The 20,199-nt window shown below is 51.5% G+C and carries 18 protein-coding genes; 2 read left to right on the top strand and 16 right to left on the bottom strand.

Going from position 1 to position 20,199, the window contains the following annotated elements; all coding sequences use genetic code 11:
- Window positions 1-4 precede the first annotated feature (4 nt).
- The 14 genes from nuoI to truC form a co-directional block, all read right to left on the bottom strand.
- Window positions 5-484: an NADH-quinone oxidoreductase subunit NuoI gene (gene nuoI / locus LPB400_RS02105; protein ID WP_002216341.1), complete on the bottom strand. Its 480-nt coding sequence runs from the start codon at window positions 482-484 to the stop codon at window positions 5-7.
- Between the two features lie 55 nt (window positions 485-539).
- Window positions 540-935: a GFA family protein gene (locus LPB400_RS02100; RefSeq protein WP_003676990.1), complete on the bottom strand. Its 396-nt coding sequence runs from the start codon at window positions 933-935 to the stop codon at window positions 540-542.
- Window positions 936-1,010: 75 nt separating this feature from the next.
- Window positions 1,011-2,087 (bottom strand): NADH-quinone oxidoreductase subunit NuoH, encoded by a 1,077-nt coding sequence (nuoH, locus tag LPB400_RS02095; RefSeq protein ID WP_002228932.1) that lies wholly within the window; start codon window positions 2,085-2,087, stop codon window positions 1,011-1,013.
- Window positions 2,088-2,089: 2 nt separating this feature from the next.
- Complete coding sequence (gene nuoG / locus LPB400_RS02090) at window positions 2,090-4,351, bottom strand: NADH-quinone oxidoreductase subunit NuoG (protein ID WP_219089233.1); 2,262 nt, start codon at window positions 4,349-4,351, stop codon at window positions 2,090-2,092.
- A gap of 58 nt (window positions 4,352-4,409) precedes the next feature.
- On the bottom strand, window positions 4,410-5,705 hold the full coding sequence (nuoF, locus tag LPB400_RS02085) for an NADH-quinone oxidoreductase subunit NuoF (RefSeq protein WP_219089231.1): 1,296 nt from the start codon (window positions 5,703-5,705) through the stop codon (window positions 4,410-4,412).
- 57 nt (window positions 5,706-5,762) lie between these two features.
- Complete coding sequence (gene nuoE, locus LPB400_RS02080) at window positions 5,763-6,236, bottom strand: NADH-quinone oxidoreductase subunit NuoE (RefSeq protein WP_219089229.1); 474 nt, start codon at window positions 6,234-6,236, stop codon at window positions 5,763-5,765.
- Window positions 6,237-6,292: 56 nt separating this feature from the next.
- Entirely contained in the window at window positions 6,293-6,673 is a 381-nt protein-coding gene (locus tag LPB400_RS02075) for a hypothetical protein (protein ID WP_219089227.1), read from the bottom strand.
- 45 nt (window positions 6,674-6,718) lie between these two features.
- Window positions 6,719-7,975, bottom strand: a complete 1,257-nt coding sequence (gene nuoD / locus LPB400_RS02070) for an NADH dehydrogenase (quinone) subunit D (RefSeq protein ID WP_003686526.1) — start codon at window positions 7,973-7,975, stop codon at window positions 6,719-6,721.
- The gene (locus LPB400_RS02065) at window positions 7,965-8,558 is read right to left on the bottom strand and encodes an NADH-quinone oxidoreductase subunit C (protein WP_219089224.1); all 594 of its coding nucleotides are present in this window, start codon (window positions 8,556-8,558) and stop codon (window positions 7,965-7,967) included. The genes nuoD and LPB400_RS02065 overlap by 11 nt, the downstream gene beginning before the upstream one ends.
- Before the next feature lie 12 nt (window positions 8,559-8,570).
- Window positions 8,571-9,053: a NuoB/complex I 20 kDa subunit family protein gene (locus tag LPB400_RS02060; RefSeq protein ID WP_002215610.1), complete on the bottom strand. Its 483-nt coding sequence runs from the start codon at window positions 9,051-9,053 to the stop codon at window positions 8,571-8,573.
- Window positions 9,044-9,400: an NADH-quinone oxidoreductase subunit A gene (locus LPB400_RS02055; protein WP_003708115.1), complete on the bottom strand. Its 357-nt coding sequence runs from the start codon at window positions 9,398-9,400 to the stop codon at window positions 9,044-9,046. Before LPB400_RS02055 ends, LPB400_RS02060 begins: the two co-directional genes overlap by 10 nt.
- 334 nt (window positions 9,401-9,734) lie before the next feature.
- On the bottom strand, window positions 9,735-11,192 hold the full coding sequence (locus LPB400_RS02050; RefSeq protein WP_107792272.1) for an oligopeptide:H+ symporter: 1,458 nt from the start codon (window positions 11,190-11,192) through the stop codon (window positions 9,735-9,737).
- A 450-nt stretch (window positions 11,193-11,642) separates the two neighbouring features.
- Window positions 11,643-12,746: a peptide chain release factor 2 gene (gene prfB / locus LPB400_RS02045; protein WP_003681666.1), complete on the bottom strand. Its 1,104-nt coding sequence runs from the start codon at window positions 12,744-12,746 to the stop codon at window positions 11,643-11,645.
- A 97-nt stretch (window positions 12,747-12,843) separates the two neighbouring features.
- Complete coding sequence (truC, locus tag LPB400_RS02040; RefSeq protein WP_219089222.1) at window positions 12,844-13,560, bottom strand: tRNA pseudouridine(65) synthase TruC; 717 nt, start codon at window positions 13,558-13,560, stop codon at window positions 12,844-12,846.
- A 141-nt stretch (window positions 13,561-13,701) separates the two neighbouring features.
- On the opposite strand from truC, the gene LPB400_RS02035 reads away from it, so the two are divergent.
- Complete coding sequence (locus LPB400_RS02035; RefSeq protein ID WP_003686578.1) at window positions 13,702-14,430, top strand: TIGR00730 family Rossman fold protein; 729 nt, start codon at window positions 13,702-13,704, stop codon at window positions 14,428-14,430.
- A 110-nt stretch (window positions 14,431-14,540) separates the two neighbouring features.
- Here LPB400_RS02035 and LPB400_RS02030 read toward each other — a convergent pair whose 3' ends face one another.
- Complete coding sequence (locus LPB400_RS02030; RefSeq protein ID WP_219089219.1) at window positions 14,541-16,397, bottom strand: ABC transporter ATP-binding protein; 1,857 nt, start codon at window positions 16,395-16,397, stop codon at window positions 14,541-14,543.
- A gap of 227 nt (window positions 16,398-16,624) precedes the next feature.
- On the bottom strand, window positions 16,625-17,848 hold the full coding sequence (sstT, locus tag LPB400_RS02025; RefSeq protein WP_219089216.1) for a serine/threonine transporter SstT: 1,224 nt from the start codon (window positions 17,846-17,848) through the stop codon (window positions 16,625-16,627).
- Between the two features lie 449 nt (window positions 17,849-18,297).
- Between sstT and LPB400_RS02020 the strand changes: the two genes are divergently transcribed.
- Window positions 18,298-20,139: an autotransporter assembly complex protein TamA gene (locus tag LPB400_RS02020; RefSeq protein ID WP_219089214.1), complete on the top strand. Its 1,842-nt coding sequence runs from the start codon at window positions 18,298-18,300 to the stop codon at window positions 20,137-20,139.
- Window positions 20,140-20,199: the final 60 nt, after the last annotated feature.

The raw sequence follows: 20,199 nt of genomic DNA, 5'->3' as shown, positions 1-20,199 counted from the left end.
CTCCTTAACGATACGGCGCGTCAGCGGCTTTGCGTTTGGCGATTTCAGCTTCGTATTTGTCGCCAATGGCCAAAAGAATCGGCTTGGTCATGTGCAAGTCGCCTTTTTTCTCGCCGTGGTATTCAAAAATATGGGTTTCTACAATCGCATCGGTCGGGCAGGCCTCTTCGCAGAAACCGCAGAAGATACACTTGGTCAGGTCGATGTCGTAACGCTTGGTGCGGCGGGTGCCGTCTTCGCGTTCTTCCGATTCAATGTTAATCGCCATTGCTGGACAAACTGCCTCGCACAATTTACACGCAATACAGCGCTCTTCGCCGTTCGGATAACGGCGTTGCGCGTGCAGGCCGCGGAAACGCACGGATTGCGGCGTTTTTTCTTCGGGGAAGTAAATCGTGTCTTTGCGGGCGAAGAAGTTTTTGAGCGTTACGCCCATGCCTTTCACCAATTCGCCCAGCAGGAAGGTTTTTACTAAATTAGCCATTTTCGGATGCTCTTTTCGGATTGTTCTGTTTACAGGCCGTCTGAAAGCGGTTTTTTTAACCTGCCGCGCCCACCATTTCTAAAAACTCGGCTTCGGTCAGCTTCGGGGTATCGTTGGCCAAGTCATAATACGGAGCTTTGCAATCAATAAAGATTTGTGAGGTAGTTTCAAAGCCCGCGTTGTCGGCAAACAGCCCGGCGTTGATGTAATAATCGTTGCCAACCTGCACAAACAGGTGTGTGCCGCAGTGTTTGCAAAAACAGCGTTGCGCCCATTCGGACGACTGATAATGCGCGATGTGCTCGCTGCCTGTGATTTCGGGCGACCGGGCGGCCAAAGTAAAAGACGCGCCGCTGCCCCATGTGCGGCATTTCCCGCAATGGCAGGCGTGGAGTTCGCGGTTTTCGGCGGTTTCCAGTGATACTGCGCCGCACAGGCATTGAGCTTTCATCGGTTTCTCTCGGTTTGAAACGGTTAAAAATTTGGGGTTCAGGCTACCTGAAAACTTTCAGACGGCCTCCCTGCCCTATTTCCACAAATTCAGCGGTGAAATCATCCACACACCCAAAACCACGATGTAGGCGAAGCCGATCGGAATCAGCACTTTCCAGCCCAAACGCATGATTTGGTCGTAACGGTAGCGTGGGAAAGTTGCACGGATCCACAGATACCAGTACAGAACCGCCGCCATTTTCACAAACATCCAGAATGCGGAAGGCGTACCGATAAAGCCCCAGCTTTGCGGGAACGGAGACAACCAGCCGCCGAGGAACATCAGCGATGTCAGAGCGGCAATCAGAATCATGAAAATGTATTCGGCAAGGAAGAACAGCGCGAATGCGAAGCCGGAATATTCAACGTGGTGACCGGCAACGATTTCGGACTCACCCTCTGCCACGTCAAACGGCGCGCGGTTGGTTTCTGCAACGGCGGAAATCAGATAGACGATGAAGATTGGGAAGAGCGGCAGCCAGTTCCAAGAGAATACCGAGCCGCCGGCAATACCTTTGGCTTGTGCGGCAACGATGTCGGAGAAGTTCATACTGCCCGATACCATCACGACACACACCAGTGCGGCACTCATGGCAATCTCGTAGGAAATGCTTTGCGCGGAAGCACGCATTGCACCCAAGAACGAATATTTTGAGTTAGAAGCCCAGCCCGCGATGATCACGCCGTAAACCGACAGCGAGGTAATCATCAGGATGTACAAAAGGCCGATATTGATGTTGGTCAGTACCCATTCTTCGTTGAACGGAATCACTGCCCACGCCGCAAAAGACGGTGCAAGCGACATAATCGGGCCGATGTAGAACAGGGCTTTGTTTGACAGCTTCGGACGAGTTACCTCTTTAAACAAGAGTTTGAACACGTCGGCAAACGGCTGAATCAGACCCCACGGACCGGTTACGTTCGGGCCGACACGAAGCTGCATAAAGCCGATGACTTTACGTTCGAAATACGTCAGGTAGGCAACGGTCAGAATCAGCGGAATCAGGATAATCACGATTTTGACGATGACGGATACCACCAAGCCTACGGTGATACCCAAATCGCCCAGACCGAGCGTTGCGGCAAAGAGGTTTTGGAACCATTCTTGCATGATCAAGCTCCCGCCAGTTCAATAGTGTCCATCAACGCACCCAGCGCGGCATTTTCGGTATGCAGCGGCAGATGCACCACGTTTTCAGGCAAACCGGCATCAGCTTTGACGTCAACCGATACGCTTGCGCCGTTTTGTTTGGCGATAGCGGTTTGTCCGTCTTGCAGGCCCAAGCGTGCCAAAGTATTTGGATTTACACGCGCAGCAGGCACGGCGGCATGGCTGGTTTCTTGCAACGGTGCGGAACGGCGTACGATAGAATCAGTGTGATAAATACCGACGCCGCCGACACGGACGAGACGGTCTGAGGCCGTCTGAATGCCCTCCCCTGTCCATGTGCTGCGGTTGTCCAGTTTGGACGGCAGACTTTCTGCATCCAGCGCATCTTTCAGAATCGCAGCGGTATCGTGGTATTCAAAACCTTTCAGGTCAAACAGGTTGCCTAATACGCGCAACACTTTCCACATCGGACGCGAATCGCCGAAGCCTTGTACCACGCCGTGGAAAGATTGCAGACGGCCTTCCATATTGATGAAGCTGCCTGATGTTTCGGTAAACGGCGCAATCGGCAACAATACGTCGCACACGTCCAGCAGCGTTTCGCTGACAAACGGTGTAAACGCCATCACGCTTTTCGCCTGTTTCAAGGCAGCTACGGCTTTTGCACCGTCAACCGTATCGATTTCAGGCTCGACGTTGAGCAGCAAGACTGCCTGTTTCTGCGCATTTGCCATTTCGGCAACGCTCTCGCCGGAGTTCACGCCCAAGACATCCGCACCAACGCTGTTGGCGGCTTGCGGCAAAATGCCCAGCACTGCGCCGGTTGCGTCTGCCAACTCTTGCGCGGCGGCATAAATGGCGGCGTAATCAGGATGGTTTTGCACTTCCGCGCCCAAAATCACCGCTGCTTTTTCAGCGTTTTTCAGGCTGGCGGTAACTGCGTGTTCCGCATTGCCAGACAGTTTTTTTAGACGGTCTGCCCATTCGTCGGGATGTGCGGCTTCTTGAGACAGAAGCGGCATAAACAATTCTTCTTTACTACTGGCCAATACGCTCAAGGCCATACGGTCTTTGGCGGCGCGGCGCAGGCGGGCGGTCAGGAGCGGCTGCTCTTTGCGCAAGTTCGCGCCGACTACCAATACGGCATCGTTGTCAGCCAAAGATTCAATGCTTTGTCCCAACCATTGCGCACCTTTAAGGCCGTCTGAAAGACGTTTGTCTTGTTGGCGCAAACGGGTTGCAAAGTTTTTAACACCCAAACCATTGGCAAGCTTTTTGGCCAGATACAGCTCTTCAACCGTATTCATCGGATTGGCCCAAATGCCGACTTGGTTTTGGTTGCCGTCTTTGGCGATACATTCAATCGCGCTGCGGACATATTCCAACGCAGTTTTCCAATCCACGTCCATCCACTCGCCGCCCTGTTTGATTTTCGGGTTTTTCAGACGGCTTTCGTGATACAGGCCTTCATAGGCAAAACGGTCGCGGTCAGACAACCAGCATTCGTTGATGGCTTCGTTTTCCAACGGCAACACGCGGCGGACGGTATGGTCTTTGGTTTGCACAATCAGGTTGCTGCCCAAAGCATCATGGGCGGAAACGGATTTGCGGCGGTTCAATTCCCAAGTACGCGCGTTGAAGCGGAACGGTTTGCTGGTCAATGCGCCGACAGGACACAAATCGATGACGTTGCCTGACAATTCGGTTTCCACTGCTTTGCCGATAAAAGGCATGATCTCGGAATGCTCGCCGCGGTTGGCCATGGCGATTTCTTGCACGCCGGCGATTTCTTCAGTGAAACGAACGCAACGGGTACAGTGGATACAACGGCTCATTTCCTCGGCGGAAATCAAAGGACCCATGTCTTTGCCGATGACAGAACGTTTTTCTTCGGTATAACGGCTGGTGGTTTTGCCGTAGCCCATCGCCAAATCCTGCAACTGGCATTCGCCGCCTTGGTCGCAGGTCGGACAATCAAGCGGATGGTTGATGAGCAGGAACTCCATCACGCCTTCTTGCGCCTCTCGGGCTTTTGCCGAATGCGTACGCACAATCATGCCGTCTGTAACCGGCGTGGCACAGGCGGGCAGAGGTTTGGGGGCTTTTTCCACGTCCACCAAACACATACGGCAGTTGGCGGCGATGGAAAGTTTTTTGTGGTAACAGAAATGCGGGATATAAGTACCGAGCTTGTGCGCGGCTTCAATCACCGTCGCGCCCTGCTCCACAGATACCTGTTTGCCGTCGATTTCGATTTGTAACATGGTTCGTTCCTAGTTACGGGTATTTAATAAATAATTCTTTTAGAGGCCGTCTGAAAACTTAGCACCACTTATTCGGTTTCATCGGTCCGCCGTGTTCGATGTAATGCACAAACTCATCACGGAAATGCTTGGTAAAGCTGCGGACAGGGAAGACGGCAGCATCGGCGAGGGCGCAGATGGTGCGGCCTGCCATTTGGTTACCGACAGAGTCCAGCAAATCCAAGTCTTCCATGCGGCCTTTGCCTTCTACGATGCGGTGGACGATGCGGTAGAGCCAGCCCGTACCTTCTCGGCAAGGCGTACATTGGCCGCAAGACTCGTCGTAGTAGAAGTAACTCAGGCGCTCAAGGGCTTTCACCATACACACGTCTTCGTCCATCACGATAATCGCGCCGGAACCCAACATTGATCCTGCTTTGGAAATGGAGTCATAGTCCATATTGGTCTGCATCATAATATCGGCAGGCAAAACTGGCGCAGACGAACCACCCGGGATAACGGCTTTGAGTTTTTTACCGCCGCGCATACCGCCCGCCATTTTCAGGACTTCGGCAAACGACGTACCCAATGGCACTTCATAGTTGCCCGGACGCTCGACATGGCCGGAAATACAGAACAATTTGGTACCGCCTGCATTCGGAATACCTTTATCGGCAAACGCCTGTCCGCCGTCACGGATAATGAATGGAACGGAGGAGAACGTTTCGGTATTGTTGATGGTGGTCGGTTTGCCGTACAGGCCGAACGAGGCAGGGAATGGCGGTTTGAAGCGCGGCTGGCCTTTTTTGCCTTCCAACGATTCGAGCAATGCGGTTTCTTCGCCGCAAATATATGCCCCGTAGCCGTGGTGGGCGAAAAGTTCGAATTCAAAATCCGAATCCAAAATATTTTTACCCAAAAAGCCTGCGGCACGCGCCTGCTCCAAAGCGGCTTCAAAGCGTTGGTAGCCTTCAAAAATTTCGCCGTGGATATAGTTGTAGCCGGCTTTCGCACCCATCGCGTAACCGGCAATAATCATGCCTTCAATCAGGGCATGAGGATTGAACATGATGATGTCGCGGTCTTTAAATGTACCCGGCTCGCCTTCGTCGGTGTTGCAAACGACGTATTTTTCGCCCGGGAAGGAACGGGGCATAAAGCTCCATTTCAAACCGGTCGGGAAGCCCGCACCGCCACGACCGCGCAAGCCGGAGGTTTTGACTTCGTCAATCACATCGCTTTGCGAGATGTTTTCGGACAGGATTTTACGCAGGGCGGTATAACCGCCACGTTTGACGTATTCGTCCAATGTCCAGCAATCGGGATTGGCGGTATCCACTTGGTCAAAAATCACGCCTGATTGGTAAATAGCCATTTTTGGTGTGCCTGTTCGTTTTCGTATCGGTTGCAGCCGTTGTTTTCAGACGGCCTTTTATTTCAGTTCGGCAAGTTTCTTGTCAATTGCTTCTTCGGTCATAAAGCTGCACATACTGTGGTTGTTGACCAGCATGACCGGAGCGTCACCACATGCGCCCATGCATTCGCCTTCGACAAGGGTAAATTTGCCGTCAGGCGTGGTTTCGCCGTAGCCAATACCGAGTTTTTGTTTGAGGTATTCGCCGGTAGCCATACCGCCGCGCAGGGCGCAGGGCAGGTTGGTACAAACAGTCAGTTTGTATTTGCCGACAGGCTCAAGGTCGTACATATTGTAGAAAGTAGCGACTTCGTAGGCTTGTGCAGGCGAGATGCCGATATAGTCTGCGACAAAGGCGATGGTCTCGGGAGCAAGCCAGCCTTTTTCGGTCTGGGCAATACGCAATGCGCCCATAATGGCGGATCGGCGTTGGTCGGTAGGATATTTTGCCAATTCGATGTCGATTTGTTTTAAAGATTCTGCGGATAACATTTTGTATCCTAAAAGGATTATATTTTCTTAGCTATCAAACTATCTGAAATTATTTATTAATAGCACCTAGTACTTCTAAACGAATCTCTACTACATCTTACGGAATCACCATTAGAATTTGTAATATATGTATTACCGAATGAATCAGTATTTGCTCGAGAGCCATCAGAACCATAAACATTACCAAAAGAGTCTCTACTATATCTTGTAGTATTGCCATAACTATCTGTTACATATGTGTTACCAAATGAATCAGTACTTGCTCGAGAACCATCAGAACCATAAATATTACCAAAAGAGTCTCTACTATATCTTGTGGTATTACCATAACTATCTGTTGCATAGGTATTACCAAATGAATCATTCGTATAAGACCAACTATCTGCCATTGTATTTACTGAAAATAATATTAAAAATAATGCAAACACTTTTTTCATTTTCAAATGTCCTTAAATTCAATTATTGATTCTTAGGTGTTCTGTTTACCTATCCACTTCCCCGAATACGATGTCCTGCGTACCGATAATGGCAACAACGTCGGCCAGCATGTGGCCTTTTGCCATTTCGTCCATGCCTTGCAGGTGGGCGAAGCCGGGTGCGCGGATTTTCAGGCGGTAGGGTTTGTTTGCGCCGTCTGAAATGATGTAAACGCCGAACTCGCCTTTCGGATGTTCGACAGCGGTGTAGGTCTCGCCCTCAGGAACGTGCATACCCTCGGTAAAGAGTTTGAAATGGTGAATCAGGTCTTCCATACCTGTTTTCATTTCGGTACGTTTGGGCGGAGCAAATTTGTGGTTTGTGGTAATGACCGGACCCGGATTGACACGCAACCACTCGGAACATTGTTTGATGATGCGTACGGATTGACGCATTTCTTCCATACGGCAGAGGTAACGGTCGTAGCAGTCGCCATTGACGCCGACGGGAATATCGAAATCCATTTTGTCGTACACTTCGTAAGGCTGTGTCTTACGCACGTCCCATTCCACGCCGGAACCGCGCAACATCACGCCGGTAAAGCCTTTTTGCATGGCGCGCTCAGGAGTGACAACGCCGATGCCGACGGTACGCTGTTTCCAAATACGGTTGTCGGTCAGGAGGGTTTCGAGTGTGTCGATGTTTTTCGGGAAGCGTTCGCAGAAGGCATCGATAAAGTCGAGCATGGTGCCTTCGCGGGATTCGTTGAGCTGCTTCAATACCTTGGCGTTGCGGAATTTGCTGCTCTCGTATTTAGGCATGAAGTCGGGCAGGTCGCGGTAAACGCCGCCGGGACGGAAGTAGGCTGCGTGCATACGCGCGCCGGACACGGCTTCGTACAAGTCCATCAGCTCTTCGCGGTCGCGGAAGGCGTAAAGGATGGCGGTCATCGCGCCGATGTCGAATGCGTGCGAACCGATGCCCATCAAGTGATTGAGGATGCGCGTTACTTCGGCAAACATCACGCGAATATACTGGGCGCGGATAGGCACATCAATACCGGCAAGTTTTTCTACTGCCAAACAATACGCCTGCTCGTTGACCATCATGGAAACGTAGTCCAAGCGGTCCATATAGGGCAGGGCTTGCAGGTAGGTTTTGGTTTCCGCCAGTTTTTCAGTGCCTCGGTGCAGGAGGCCGATATGCGGGTCGGCACGGACGATTTGTTCGCCGTCCAACTCCAAAATCATACGCAATACGCCGTGCGCCGCAGGGTGTTGCGGGCCGAAGTTGATGGTGTAGTTTCTTAATTTATTGGCCACCGTAGTTCTCCTCACGGACGATACGCGGCGTGATCTCGCGCGGCTCAATGGTAACAGGTTGGTAAATCACGCGTTTTTGCTCTTCGTCGTAACGCATTTCCACATAGCCGGAAATCGGGAAATCTTTGCGGAACGGATGTCCGACAAAACCGTAATCGGTCAGGATGCGGCGCAAGTCCGGATGGTTGTTGAACATGATGCCATACATATCGAAGGCTTCACGTTCGTACCAATCCGCGCTGTTGTAAATATCGACGACGGATTCGACTACGGGGAAGTCGTCGTCTGAAACCCAGACGCGTACGCGGATGCGTTGATTGTTTTTAACGGAAAGCAGCTGACTGACGACGGCAAAGCGTTTGCCCTGCCATACTTCGTTTTTGTAAGTGCTGTAATCGACACCGCACAAATCGACCAAAAGCTCGAAATGCAGTTCTTCATGATCGCGTAGCGTGGTCATCACTGAAACATAATGTTCGGGCAGACACTCGACGGTAATCTCGCCCAGAGCTGAAATGACTTTGCTTGCCTGATCGCCAAGCACGCCGATGACGGTCTCGTATAAGTTTTGAATGCTTGCCATATCGTCCTCTCCTTACTCGTCACGCGCGATGGTGGAAGTGCGCTTGATTTTTTGTTGGAGCTGAATCAGGCCGTAAATCAGGGCTTCCGCAGTCGGCGGACAACCCGGCACATAAACGTCTACCGGCACGACGCGGTCGGCACCGCGCACAACGGAATAAGAGTAATGATAATAGCCGCCGCCGTTGGCACATGAGCCCATAGACAATACCCAACGCGGCTCGGCGAGCTGGTCGTATACGCGGCGCAGGGCAGGCGCCATTTTGTTGGTCAGCGTACCTGCCACAATCATCAGGTCGGCCTGACGTGGGGACGGACGGAAAATGATACCGAAACGGTCAAGGTCATAACGCGCCATACCCGCATGCATCATTTCCACGGCGCAGCAGGCCAAGCCGAAAGTAACCGGCCACAATGAACCGGTACGCATATAGTTCAACACCGTATCCGCGCTGGTGGTGATGAAACCTTTTTTCAAAACGCCTTCTATTCCCATTCCAGCGCACCTTTTTTCCATTCGTAAATAAAGCCTACCGTCAGAACGACGATAAACACCAGCATAGACCAGAAGCCGTATGCGCCCAAATCTTTGAACACGACAGCCCACGGCAACATGAACGCGACCTCCAAATCGAACAGGATGAAGAGGATGGCGACGAGGTAATAGCGCACGTCGAACTTCATCCTTGCGTTTTCAAAGGCTTCAAAACCGCATTCGTAAGGCGCGTCTTTTTCGGCGTAGTGGCGTTTCGGGCCTAAAATCGTGCCGAGCAGAATAAACAGCACGCCGGCCGCAAGGCCGACGAGGATGAATACGAGGACGGGGAAATAACTGGCCAACATGGTCGTACCTAACTGGTTGACAGACAAATCTTAAAAATAGATTACCATTTTATCGAATTTCAAAAGCCATTTAAAGGTAAATATCAGCAAATCAGCAAAAAAACCTCAATAAATTCAATAAAGTTGTGAGAACAATTATTATTCTTATTTAATATTTCACAATTTTAATTTCAGTTTAATCATGTATCATTTCATTCGGATTTTCCTCATGTCCGATTTACTTCAAAAATATGGAAAACCGCCCTTTTCCAAACCTCAATAAAAACATCAGGCCGTCTGAAAACTGATTCTTTTCAGACGGCCTGCGTACATCACATCCATTTAAATGGAAAAATCAATCGACACCTTTGAGCATGCGGTTCAATACCGGGGCGAGTACCAACAGGATACCGCAGGTTACCGCGCCGATGGTGGCCAGCATCCAGTAGAAATCCAATGGCGACTGAGCATTGTAGTAGTCTTTAAACAACACTCCGCCCAAGGTAAAGCCGATGGACAATGCCAAGAAATTCAAAGCAACCATTTGTGTTTTGAACATGCTCGGTGCGATTTTGGTGGAAAACGACAGCGAAATCGGCGACAGCATCAGCTCGCCTATCGTAATCGCCAGCAACACCAGCATAAACACGATAATCGGCATCGGGGTTCCGGATGAAATATACGGAATAAAACTCAAATAAGAGACGCCGGTTACCAACATGGCCAGTGCAAACTTCAACGGCGTTTTAGGTTGGCGTTTGCCCATTTTCGTCCACACCGTGGCCATCACGCCGGAAAAGAGAACCACCCACATGGCCTGTATCGAATCTTTCCATGAAACAGGCACGGTAAAGCCGAAGAAAGTACGGTCAACCGTTTCGTCAAAATAAACCGTTGCAACGGTGTACACCTGAAACCAAACCGCCCAGAACATACAAATAGTCAAAAACAGCGGAATATAGGCCATGATGTAACGTTTATTGGCTGCCTCAACTTGGCTGCTGCCCAGCAAGCGTGCAAAATAAGCGATAACGGTGATAATGACCACGCCCAAAAGCCAGCGTGAAAAGTTCTCAAGATTGAGCACGCCGGAAGCAATCACGCTGCCCAACACCAAAACCAGCAACACGCCGACAGCTATTGCAGTCTGTATCTTTTCAGGACGCAACGGATTCGGAGCCGGAGTATGCGGCAGGTTTTTACGGCCGCGCGAATACCACAGCAGGCCAAATGCCATACCGACGGCCGCTGCGCCGAAACCGTAATGGAAACCCATTCTGTCTTGCAAAATACCGGTCAACAAAGGGCCTAAGAAACCGCCGATATTGATGGAAATATAGAAAATGGAGAAACCGGCATCGCGTAATTCGCGCAGGTCGTCCCGTTCATACAAAGAGCCGACCATCGAACCGGCAGACGATTTCACGCCGCCGCTGCCCAGCGCGATAAACACCAAGCCCAACAGCAATCCCATTAAGCCCGGCACAATCGCCAATAAAATATGGCCGGTCATCACGACGATACCGGCGATAAACAGGGTACGTTCCGCGCCCCAAATGCGGTCGGCCAACCATGCGCCGAGAATGGTGGACAGGTAAACGCTGCCGCCGTATGCGCCAACGATACCGCCGGCCAAAGCCTTATCCATACCCAAACCGCCTTGATTCGCGGCGTAATATAGATAAATCAGCAGGATGCCCTGCATACCGTAGAAGGAAAAGCGTTCCCACAGCTCAATGTGGAATAGGGTGGATAATTGCAAAGGATGGCCGAAGAAAGTTTTCTCGGCAGAAGATGGCTTTTGACCGGACATTATGAGTTCTCCTATATATTAGACAGGCTCAGGCTTCAGACGGCCTGTTATACCTACCAATCATTTTTATGGAAGCCATATATTACCGTCAATCTTTGCATTTGCAAAACATTAAAAAGCATATTCTTACAGAAAGATTAATATTCGCATTTAAAAAAGAACTCAATAGCTACATAACAAGCATATCGCGGCCATCTCCGTCATGCCCTACATATTCAAAAACCTATTAATTTTTAGATTTGCTATATTGTATTTTTCATGCGGCCGAAAACGGATATATTTACGGCGTTCGGCATTCCATTTAGACTGATAAGACTTTAGCTTATTCAAATAGATAAAACCTTTTACCCGCTGGAAATATAAATCATCGGAGTGGATATAGTTACTGCCATATTCAACAACAAACAGGCCGTCTGAAACCTTTCAGACGGCCTGTTTATCTCTTACGGTTTACACACCTTGTTTCAGGCTGGCTTCGATGAAGCCGTCCAAGTCGCCGTCCAATACGGCTTTGGTGTTGCCGACTTCGTAGCCTGTACGCAAGTCTTTGATGCGTGAGGAGTCCAAAACGTATGAGCGGATTTGGCTGCCCCAACCCACATCGGATTTGCCTTCTTCCAACGCCTGTTTCTCTTCGTTGCGTTTGCGCATTTCCAATTCGTACAGTTTGGATTTCAACATTTCCATCGCGGCAGCTTTGTTGGCGTGTTGCGAGCGGTCGTTTTGACATTGCACTACAATCCCTGTCGGCTCGTGGGTAATACGCACGGCAGAGTCGGTTTTGTTAATGTGCTGACCACCGGCACCGGATGCGCGATAGGTGTCGATACGCAAATCGGCCGGGTTGATTTCGATTTCGATGGAGTCGTCGATTTCGGGGTACACGAACACGGATGAAAAAGACGTATGGCGTTTGTTGTTGGAGTCAAACGGCGAGTATCGCACCAAGCGGTGAACGCCGGTTTCGGTACGCAGCAAGCCGTAGGCGTATTCGCCTTCCACGCGGATGGTGGCGCGGTTGATACCTGCGATTTCGCCGTCGTCTTCCTCAAGGATTTCGATTTTGAAGCCTTTGCGCTCGGCGTAACGGCTGTACATGCGGAACAGCATGCCTGCCCAGTCTTCGGCTTCCGTACCGCCTGCGCCTGCGGTAATGTCGATAAAGCAGTTGTTCGGATCGGCAGGCTGGTTGAACATTCGTTTGAATTCGAGGTCGGCCATTTGTTTTTCCAAACCGGCCACATCTTCCTGCACGGCGGCGAAACCTTCTTCGTCGTTTTCTTCAACAGCCATTTCGATCAACATACGGTTGTCTTCGATGCCTGTGGCGATGTTGTCGAGGGTTACCACGATGCCTTCGAGGATTTTGCGCTCTTTGCCGATTTCTTGGGCGCGTTTGGGGTCGTTCCACAGTTCCGGGTCTTCGGAGAGGCCGACGACTTCTTCAAGGCGGTCTTTTTTGCCTTGGTAGTCCATATAGACGCGGATGTCTTCGCTGCGCTTCTCCAGGTCGTTTAGGGTGTTGTTAAGCTGGTTGATTACTTCGGCTTCCATGATTCTTGTGTTCTTTCAAAATTTTAGGGGCGTATTGTAAGGGATTTGCCTGTTTTTTTCCATGACCGGGCCGTCTGAAAATGTGCGGTTCGGGTTTTCAGACGGCCTCGGTTTTGAATTTTTCCATCCAAAGCCGCCAGTCGTTGTCTATAGGCGCTTGCACGGTCATCCGGCTGCCGTCTTCTATGCTTTGAAAACTGAGGCTTCGCGCGTGCAACATCAGACGTTGCGTGCCGATATGTTCGGCAACGGCATGGTTTTGGCGCAAATCGCCGTAGTTGGTGTCGCCGACGATGGGGTGGAAAATGTGTTTCATATGGCGGCGGAGTTGGTGTTTGCGGCCGGTGTGCGGCTTAAGTTCGGCCCACGAATAACGCGAGGTCGGATAACGCAGGGCAGACTGGAACGGCAGCTCGGTTTGTGCCAGACAGCGGTAGGCGGTTTGCGCTTCCTGCAATGTGGCTTCGGTCTGCGCTTCGGCGATTTTGTCGGGCATATATTTGAGGGCATAATCAATCAGGCCGTCTGAAGGCAGATGACCGCGAACGATGGCCCAATAAGTTTTTTCGATGGCTTTGTTTTCAAACTGCTGCGTCAATAACCGTGCGGCTTCCGTATCGAGGGCAAACAGCAAGACGCCGGAAGTCGGACGGTCGAGGCGGTGGACGGGATAGACGTGCTGTCCGATTTGGTCGCGCAGGGTCTGCACGGCAAAACGGGTTTCGTGTTTGTCTAACCAGCTTCGGTGCACCAGCATTCCGGCAGGTTTGTTGACGGCGATGGTGCGGCTGTCGCGGTGGATAATATCTAGCATGGCGGAGCAGTGAAAATAAAAGCAGATATTGTAACGGGCTTTTGAAAATGTAGCAGGCACACTTGCCGCCGAAACCCAACTTTCAGACGGCTCGCCCCTTTCGGGTTACAATACCGCACATAAAAACACGAAGGAAAAGCCGTGAGCCTGCTCAAAAAACTGCCCAAACCCATGCTGCCCGACGAAACCCGCCGCGATATTCAGGCGCGTGAGTCGTATCATGTATTGAAGATTATTTCCGAATTTGTCGAAGCCGGCGAAGAATTGCGCGCCATTCAACCAGCCGTCAGCATTTACGGCAGCGCGCGCACGCCTGAAAACCATCCCGACTACGAGTTCACATTGCGCTTGGCCCGCAAACTGTCGGATGCCGGATTTTCCGTCATTTCCGGCGGCGGGCCGGGCATTATGGAAGCGGCCAACAAAGGCGCGTTTGCAGGCGCAAGTCCGGCGGTGGGGCTGAATATCGTGTTGCCGCACGAGCAAAAAGCCAATCCCTATCAGGATTTGTCGATTAAATTCCAACACTTTTTCCCGCGCAAAGTCATGTTCGTCAAACACGCTGTGGCGTATGTCGTCATGCCCGGCGGTTTCGGCACGCTGGACGAATTGTTTGAAAGCCTGACTTTGGTGCAAACCGGCAAAACGCCCGACCGCCCGATTATCTTAGTGGGCAAAGCATTTTGGGCGGGACTGTTGGACTGGATACGCGAGCAGTTGCTGGGCAGAAACCTGATTTTGGAAGAGGATTTGAACTTGATTCGAGTCATCGACGACGAAGACGAAATCATCGAAGAAATCTTCGCCCATTACGAAAACCGCCTGGAAGACTTGTCCGAACACCAAAATGCTTGGTCACTGGGGCTGTAAAAAACTAAGGTTTCAACTGACAAAGGGCGGTTATCCCACCTACCCTTTGCTTCATTAATAAAGGCCGTCTGAAAATGTTTTCAGACGGCCTTTTATCTTCTTTCAAAGCGTTAATTGTTTTCCCACTCGACATGCTCACTCAAGAAGCCGCCGCTTTGGTGCGCCCAAAGTTTGGCGTACAGGCCTTGTTTCTCGAGCAACTCGGTGTGGCTGCCTTCTTCGATGATGCGGCCTTTGTCCAAGACGATGAGGCGGTCCATCGCGGCGATGGTGGAGAGGCGGTGGGCGATGGCAATCACGGTTTTGCCTTCCATCATTTTGTCGAGGCTTTCTTGGATGGCGGCTTCGACTTCGGAGTCGAGCGCGCTGGTGGCTTCGTCAAGCAACAGAATCGGCGCGTCTTTGAGCATAACGCGGGCGATGGCGATGCGTTGGCGCTGGCCGCCGGAAAGTTTCACGCCGCGTTCGCCAACGTGCGCATCATAGCCGCGTCGGCCTTTGGCATCGCTTAAGTTAGGAATAAAACCGGAGGCCTCGGCGCGTTCCGCAGCGGAAATCATCTCGGCTTCGGTTGCATCGGGACGGCCGTAAATAATATTGTCGCGGACGGAGCGGTGCAGCAGGGAAGTATCTTGCGTTACCAAACCGATTTGGGCGCGCAGGCTTTCTTGGGTAACGCTGTCCACGGTTTGGCCGTCGATCGAAATCGTGCCGCTTTGCGGTTCGTAAAAGCGCAGGAGCAGGTTGACGATGGTGGATTTGCCTGCACCGCTGCGGCCGATCAAGCCGACTTTTTCGCCGGGTTTGATGTTCAGATTAAAGCCGTTGAGGAGCGGTTTGCCTGCTTCGTAGGAAAAATCGACGTGATCAAACTTGATTTCGCCTCGGGTGACTTTCAGCGGCAGGGCGTGCGGTTTGTCGAGGATGGTGTGGGGTTTGGACAGGGTCGCCATGCCGTCGTTGACGGTACCGATGTTTTCAAACAGTCGGGCAGACTCCCACATGATGTATTGCGACAAACCGTTCACACGCAATGCCATGGCCGTGGCCGTAGCTACAGCACCTACGCCGACTTGGCCGTGATACCAAAGCCAAATGCCCAAGGCGGTCGTACCGACGGTCAGCGAGCTGTTGACGATAAAGCTGCAGGTGTGCAGCAGCGTAGCCAACCGCATTTGGGCATGAACGGTCACCATAAACTCTTCCATCGACTGCCTGGCATAGGCGGCCTCGCGAGCACCGTGGGAGAAGAGTTTGACGGTGGCGATATTGGAATAGGCGTCGGTAATGCGGCCGGTCATCAACGAGCGCGCATCGGCCTGACGCGCGGCGGTTTTGCCGAGTTTGGGAATCAGGAAGCGCATAATCATGGCGAATCCAATCATCCAGCAGATAAACGGCAAAATAAGCCAAACATCGAATGAGGACAGAATCACGCCGGAAGTGATGAAGTACACCAGCACATACACAACCATATCGGCAACGGTCATCACGACATCGCGCAGCGCCAGCGCGGTCTGCATGACTTTGGCGGACACGCGTCCTGCAAATTCGTCCTGATAAAAGCCCAGGCTTTGACCCAGCATCAGGCGGTGGAAATTCCAACGCAGGCGCATGGGGAACACGCCTTGCAGGGTTTGCAGGCGCACATTGGAAGCAAAAAAGGTCCAAACGGCAAAAAATGCCACCATGGCCATCATGCCGATTAATGCATGGCCTTTTTCAACAAACAGCGTTTGCGGCGTATAAGTGCCGAGCCAGTCGACCACCTTGCCCATAAATTGGAACATCAAAGCTTCCATGATGCCGACGCCGACCGTAAACACGGCCAACACGGCAATCCATTTGCGCACGCCTTCAATGTTGCTCCAAATAAACCGCCACAACCCTTTTTCTGGCGTTTTCGGAGCAGCTTCTGGATAAGGGTCGATGCGGGACTCGAACCATGAGAATATTTTTTTAATCATTGTTTTTGCAAATTTGATAAGACGGTCAGGCCGTCTGAAAAGAGGTGTTCAAATACATTCAAGACTGTATTTTACGGGAAAAATCCAACTGATGACAGCGGATACCGTCAGTCCGATCAAACCAATCTATCGGCTTGACCATCTAAAAATCCCTTTGCTTGGCATAAAACAAAGGCCATCTGAAACTTTTCAGACGGCCTTTGCTGGATTTAGGTTGCCCTTAAAAATCACTCTTTACGTTGACGACCCAAATCGGCAGCGGCAGTAAACAAAACGTCGGTAGAAGAGTTCAATGCAGTTTCTGCAGAGTCTTGAATCACGCCGATAATGAAGCCGACGGCAACCACCTGCATGGCCACATCATTATCGATACCGAACAGGCTGCACGCCAACGGAATCAGCAACAATGAGCCACCGGCCACACCGGATGCACCGCACGCGCTGACGGTAGCCACCAGACTCAGCAGCAGGGCAGTGGCGAAGTCAACCGTAATGCCTTGCGTGTGCGCCGCAGCCATCGCCAAAACGGTAATGGTGATTGCCGCACCAGCCATATTGATGGTTGCACCCAATGGAATGGAGATAGAGTAAGTGTCTTCGTGCAGACCCAGTTTTTTCGCCAATGCCATGTTCACAGGGATGTTGGCGGCGGAAGAGCGGGTGAAGAAGGCATACACGCCGCTTTCGCGCAGGCAGGTAAACACCAGCGGGAAAGGATTGCTGCGGATTTGCGTCCACACAATAATCGGGTTGACCACCAACGCGATAAACAGCATACAGCCGAGCAATACGGCCAACAGCTGCATATAGCCGGCAAGCGCTTCAAAACCGGTTTCCGCAATAGTAGAAGACACCAAGCCGAAAATACCCAGCGGCGCAAAACGGATAATCCATTTCACGACGGTCGAAACGGTATCGGCCAAGTCGGCCGCCACTTGACGGGTCGTATCCGAACCGTGATGGCGCAAAGCCGCGCCCAATACCAAAGCCCAAGCCAGAATGCCGATATAGTTGGCATTGGCCAACGCGTTAATCGGGTTGGCCACCAAATTCATCAGCAGCGTTTTCAGCACTTCGACAATGCCGGAAGGCGGCGCAACGGATACATCGCCGGCCGTACGCAGAATCAGCGTGGTCGGGAATGCCATACTGGCAATGACTGCCACCACAGCCGCAGCAAACGTACCGAAAATATACAAAATCAAAATCGGTTTGATGTGGGCCTGATTGCCTTTTTGGTGTTGCGCAATGGCGGCAGTCACCAAAACAAATACCAAAATCGGCGCGATAGCCTTAAGCGCACCGACAAACAGGCTGCCCAGCAGTCCTGCGCTGATACCGACTTGCGGCGAAACTGCACCCACAAGAATACCTAAAACCAAGCCGATGGCGATTTGCGCCACCAGGCTGACGCGATTAAGCGCGTTCAAAATCGGATTGCCACTTGCCATATCCGTTCCTTCACAATTTAAAGATATGTTAAAAAAGTCTTACATTCTAAAATAAAAAATCATTTGTCGGCGAGGTTTTCATGCACACCTCACAAAAACAGCATTAAAATTTAACATTTATGACACGGTTGGCACTTTATGCCAAAAATACGGTCAAAACTGCTCAAACCCTACTTTAAAGTATGCCCATACCGTTGCTTTACTTCTCTATATCTTGCTTTCAGACGGCCTGAAATCTGCGCCATAAGGCCGAATACAAAGGCAGCCTCATCAGTTAAAACACAAAAACATAAATATTACAATCAGATAGAAACAAACCAAAATCCGCCCTTACGTCACATTTTGCAACATTATCGCGCTAAATTTCCGTTTATAACCATAGCCTGAAACCTTGCAGAAATAATGTTAAAATCCCCAAACTGAAGAATTGTCGCTGTCGAACACACATCATGACCAAACTGACCTACCCTGTTTTATTTGCATCATTGGCGCTCGCCTACGGACACGCGTTGGCAGTAGATACTTCCGTTCCCAAAGCGGAAGACTACGAGGCTGTTCCCGAATCCGAAATGCCCAAGCAGCCCAAAGACGACCAAACAGGCAAACTCAAGCCCAAATTCCCCGTCAAAATCGACACCCAAGACAGCGAAATCAAAGAAATGCTTGAAGAATACCTGCCGCTGATTACCCAGCAGCAGGACGAAGAACTGGACAAAGAGCAGGTCGGCTTTCTCGCCGAAGAAGCGCCCGACAACGTCAAAACCATGCTCCGGACCAAAGGCTACTTCAACAGCAACGTCAATATTCAAGACCATGGCGAGAGCTATACCGTCAACGTCACCCCCGGCCCGCGCACCAAAGTCGACAACGTCAGCGTGGCCATCCTCGGCGACGTATTGAATGACGACAACTTGGCCGAATACTACCAAAATGCAATGGAAAACTGGCAACAGCCCGTTGGCGAAAACTTCGACCAAGACGGCTGGAGTGCGAGTAAAACCTCCGTACTCAGCGCGGTAACACGCAAAAAATATCCTTTGGCGAAACTCACCACCACCCAAGCCACCATCAATCCCAATACCCAAAAAGCCGACTTGAACGTCATCGTGGAGAGCAACCGCCCCATTTACTTCGGCGATTTCCAAATCACCGGCACACGCCGCTACCCTGAGAGCGTGGTTTCCGGCATGGCGCGTTTCCAACCCGGTTCGCCTTACGACTTAGACAAAATCCTCGACCTGCAACAGGCGCTCGAGCAAAACGGCCACTATTCCGGCGCGTCCGTACAAGCCGACTTCGACCAACTGCAAGGCGACCGCGTTCCCGTCAAAATCAACGTGACCGAAGTCAAGCGCCACAAACTGGAAACCGGTATCCGCTACGACTCCGAATACGGAATCGGCGGCCGCATCGCCTACGACTATTACAACCTCTTTAACAAAGGTTATATCGGTTCCATCGTTTGGGACATGGACAAATACGAAACCACGCTGGCCGCCGGTATCAGCCAACCGCGCAACAACCGCGGTAACTACTGGACCAGCAACGTTTCCTACAACCGCTCGACCACGCAAAACCTTGAAAAACGCGCCCTGACCAGCGGTATTTGGTATGTCCGCGACCGCAACAATATCGATGCCCGTTTCGGCCTCGAATTCATTACCGAAGACCGCAAAGTCCCCTACACCAGCTACGATTTGGGCCGAAGCCATGCCACCATGCTGACCGCCTCATGGAAACGGCAAAGCATCGAAACCGAGCTGCACCCACAAAACGGCTACTACCTCGACGGCAAAATCGGCACGACCTTGGGCAAATTCCTCTCCTCCACCCAAATGGCACGCGCCATAGCACGCACAGGCTATTTCTTCACGCCTGAAAACAAAAAAATCGGTACATTCATCGTACGCGGACAGGCAGGCTACGTTTATGCCCGCGAGGGCGAAGAAGTGCCGTCCAGCCTGATGTTCCGCACCGGCGGCGCAACTTCCGTACGCGGTTACGAACTCGACAGCATCGGCTTGGCCGGCCCCAACGGCTCCGTCCTGCCGCAACGCGCCTTGGTGGTCGGCAGCCTCGAATATCAATTCCCGGTCACCAAAAGCTTCTCCGGCGCCATCTTCCACGATGTCGGCGATACGGCAAGCAACTTCAAACACATGACCTTAAAACACGGTACCGGCTTGGGTGTGCGCTGGTTCAGCCCGGTTGCGCCGTTCTCCTTCGACATTGCCTACGGCCACCACGACAAAAAAATCCGTTGGCACATCAGCTTGGGCACAAGGTTTTAACAAACATACTCACCATCCATTCTTTCAGACGGCCTCAGCCATTTCAGGCCGTCTGAACAA

It is taken from the genome of Neisseria perflava, from assembly GCF_019334725.1.
In the GTDB taxonomy this organism is placed as follows: Bacteria; Pseudomonadota; Gammaproteobacteria; order Burkholderiales; family Neisseriaceae; genus Neisseria; species Neisseria subflava_A.
Note: the sequence above shows the minus strand (reverse complement) of the source record. Positions and strands in the feature narration are given on the sequence as shown.

Bases quoted from the DNA above. Each gene is read 5' to 3' on its own strand.
- LPB400_RS02055 (WP_003708115.1), bottom strand. From the start codon at position 9,400: ATGTTGGCCAGTTATTTCCCCGTCCTCGTATTCATCCTCGTCGGCCTT.
- LPB400_RS02060 (WP_002215610.1), bottom strand. From the start codon at position 9,053: ATGGGAATAGAAGGCGTTTTGAAAAAAGGTTTCATCACCACCAGCGCG.
- LPB400_RS02075 (WP_219089227.1), bottom strand. From the start codon at position 6,673: ATGAAAAAAGTGTTTGCATTATTTTTAATATTATTTTCAGTAAATACA.
- LPB400_RS02100 (WP_003676990.1), bottom strand. From the start codon at position 935: ATGAAAGCTCAATGCCTGTGCGGCGCAGTATCACTGGAAACCGCCGAA.
- truC (WP_219089222.1), bottom strand. From the start codon at position 13,560: ATGCTAGATATTATCCACCGCGACAGCCGCACCATCGCCGTCAACAAA.
- nuoE (WP_219089229.1), bottom strand. From the start codon at position 6,236: ATGTTATCCGCAGAATCTTTAAAACAAATCGACATCGAATTGGCAAAA.
- nuoG (WP_219089233.1), bottom strand. From the start codon at position 4,351: ATGTTACAAATCGAAATCGACGGCAAACAGGTATCTGTGGAGCAGGGC.
- nuoF (WP_219089231.1), bottom strand. From the start codon at position 5,705: ATGGCTATTTACCAATCAGGCGTGATTTTTGACCAAGTGGATACCGCC.
- LPB400_RS02030 (WP_219089219.1), bottom strand. From the start codon at position 16,397: ATGATTAAAAAAATATTCTCATGGTTCGAGTCCCGCATCGACCCTTAT.
- LPB400_RS02050 (WP_107792272.1), bottom strand. From the start codon at position 11,192: ATGTCCGGTCAAAAGCCATCTTCTGCCGAGAAAACTTTCTTCGGCCAT.
- prfB (WP_003681666.1), bottom strand. From the start codon at position 12,746: ATGGAAGCCGAAGTAATCAACCAGCTTAACAACACCCTAAACGACCTG.
- sstT (WP_219089216.1), bottom strand. From the start codon at position 17,848: ATGGCAAGTGGCAATCCGATTTTGAACGCGCTTAATCGCGTCAGCCTG.
- nuoH (WP_002228932.1), bottom strand. From the start codon at position 2,087: ATGCAAGAATGGTTCCAAAACCTCTTTGCCGCAACGCTCGGTCTGGGC.
- LPB400_RS02065 (WP_219089224.1), bottom strand. From the start codon at position 8,558: ATGGCAAGCATTCAAAACTTATACGAGACCGTCATCGGCGTGCTTGGC.
- nuoI (WP_002216341.1), bottom strand. From the start codon at position 484: ATGGCTAATTTAGTAAAAACCTTCCTGCTGGGCGAATTGGTGAAAGGC.
- LPB400_RS02020 (WP_219089214.1), top strand. From the start codon at position 18,298: ATGACCAAACTGACCTACCCTGTTTTATTTGCATCATTGGCGCTCGCC.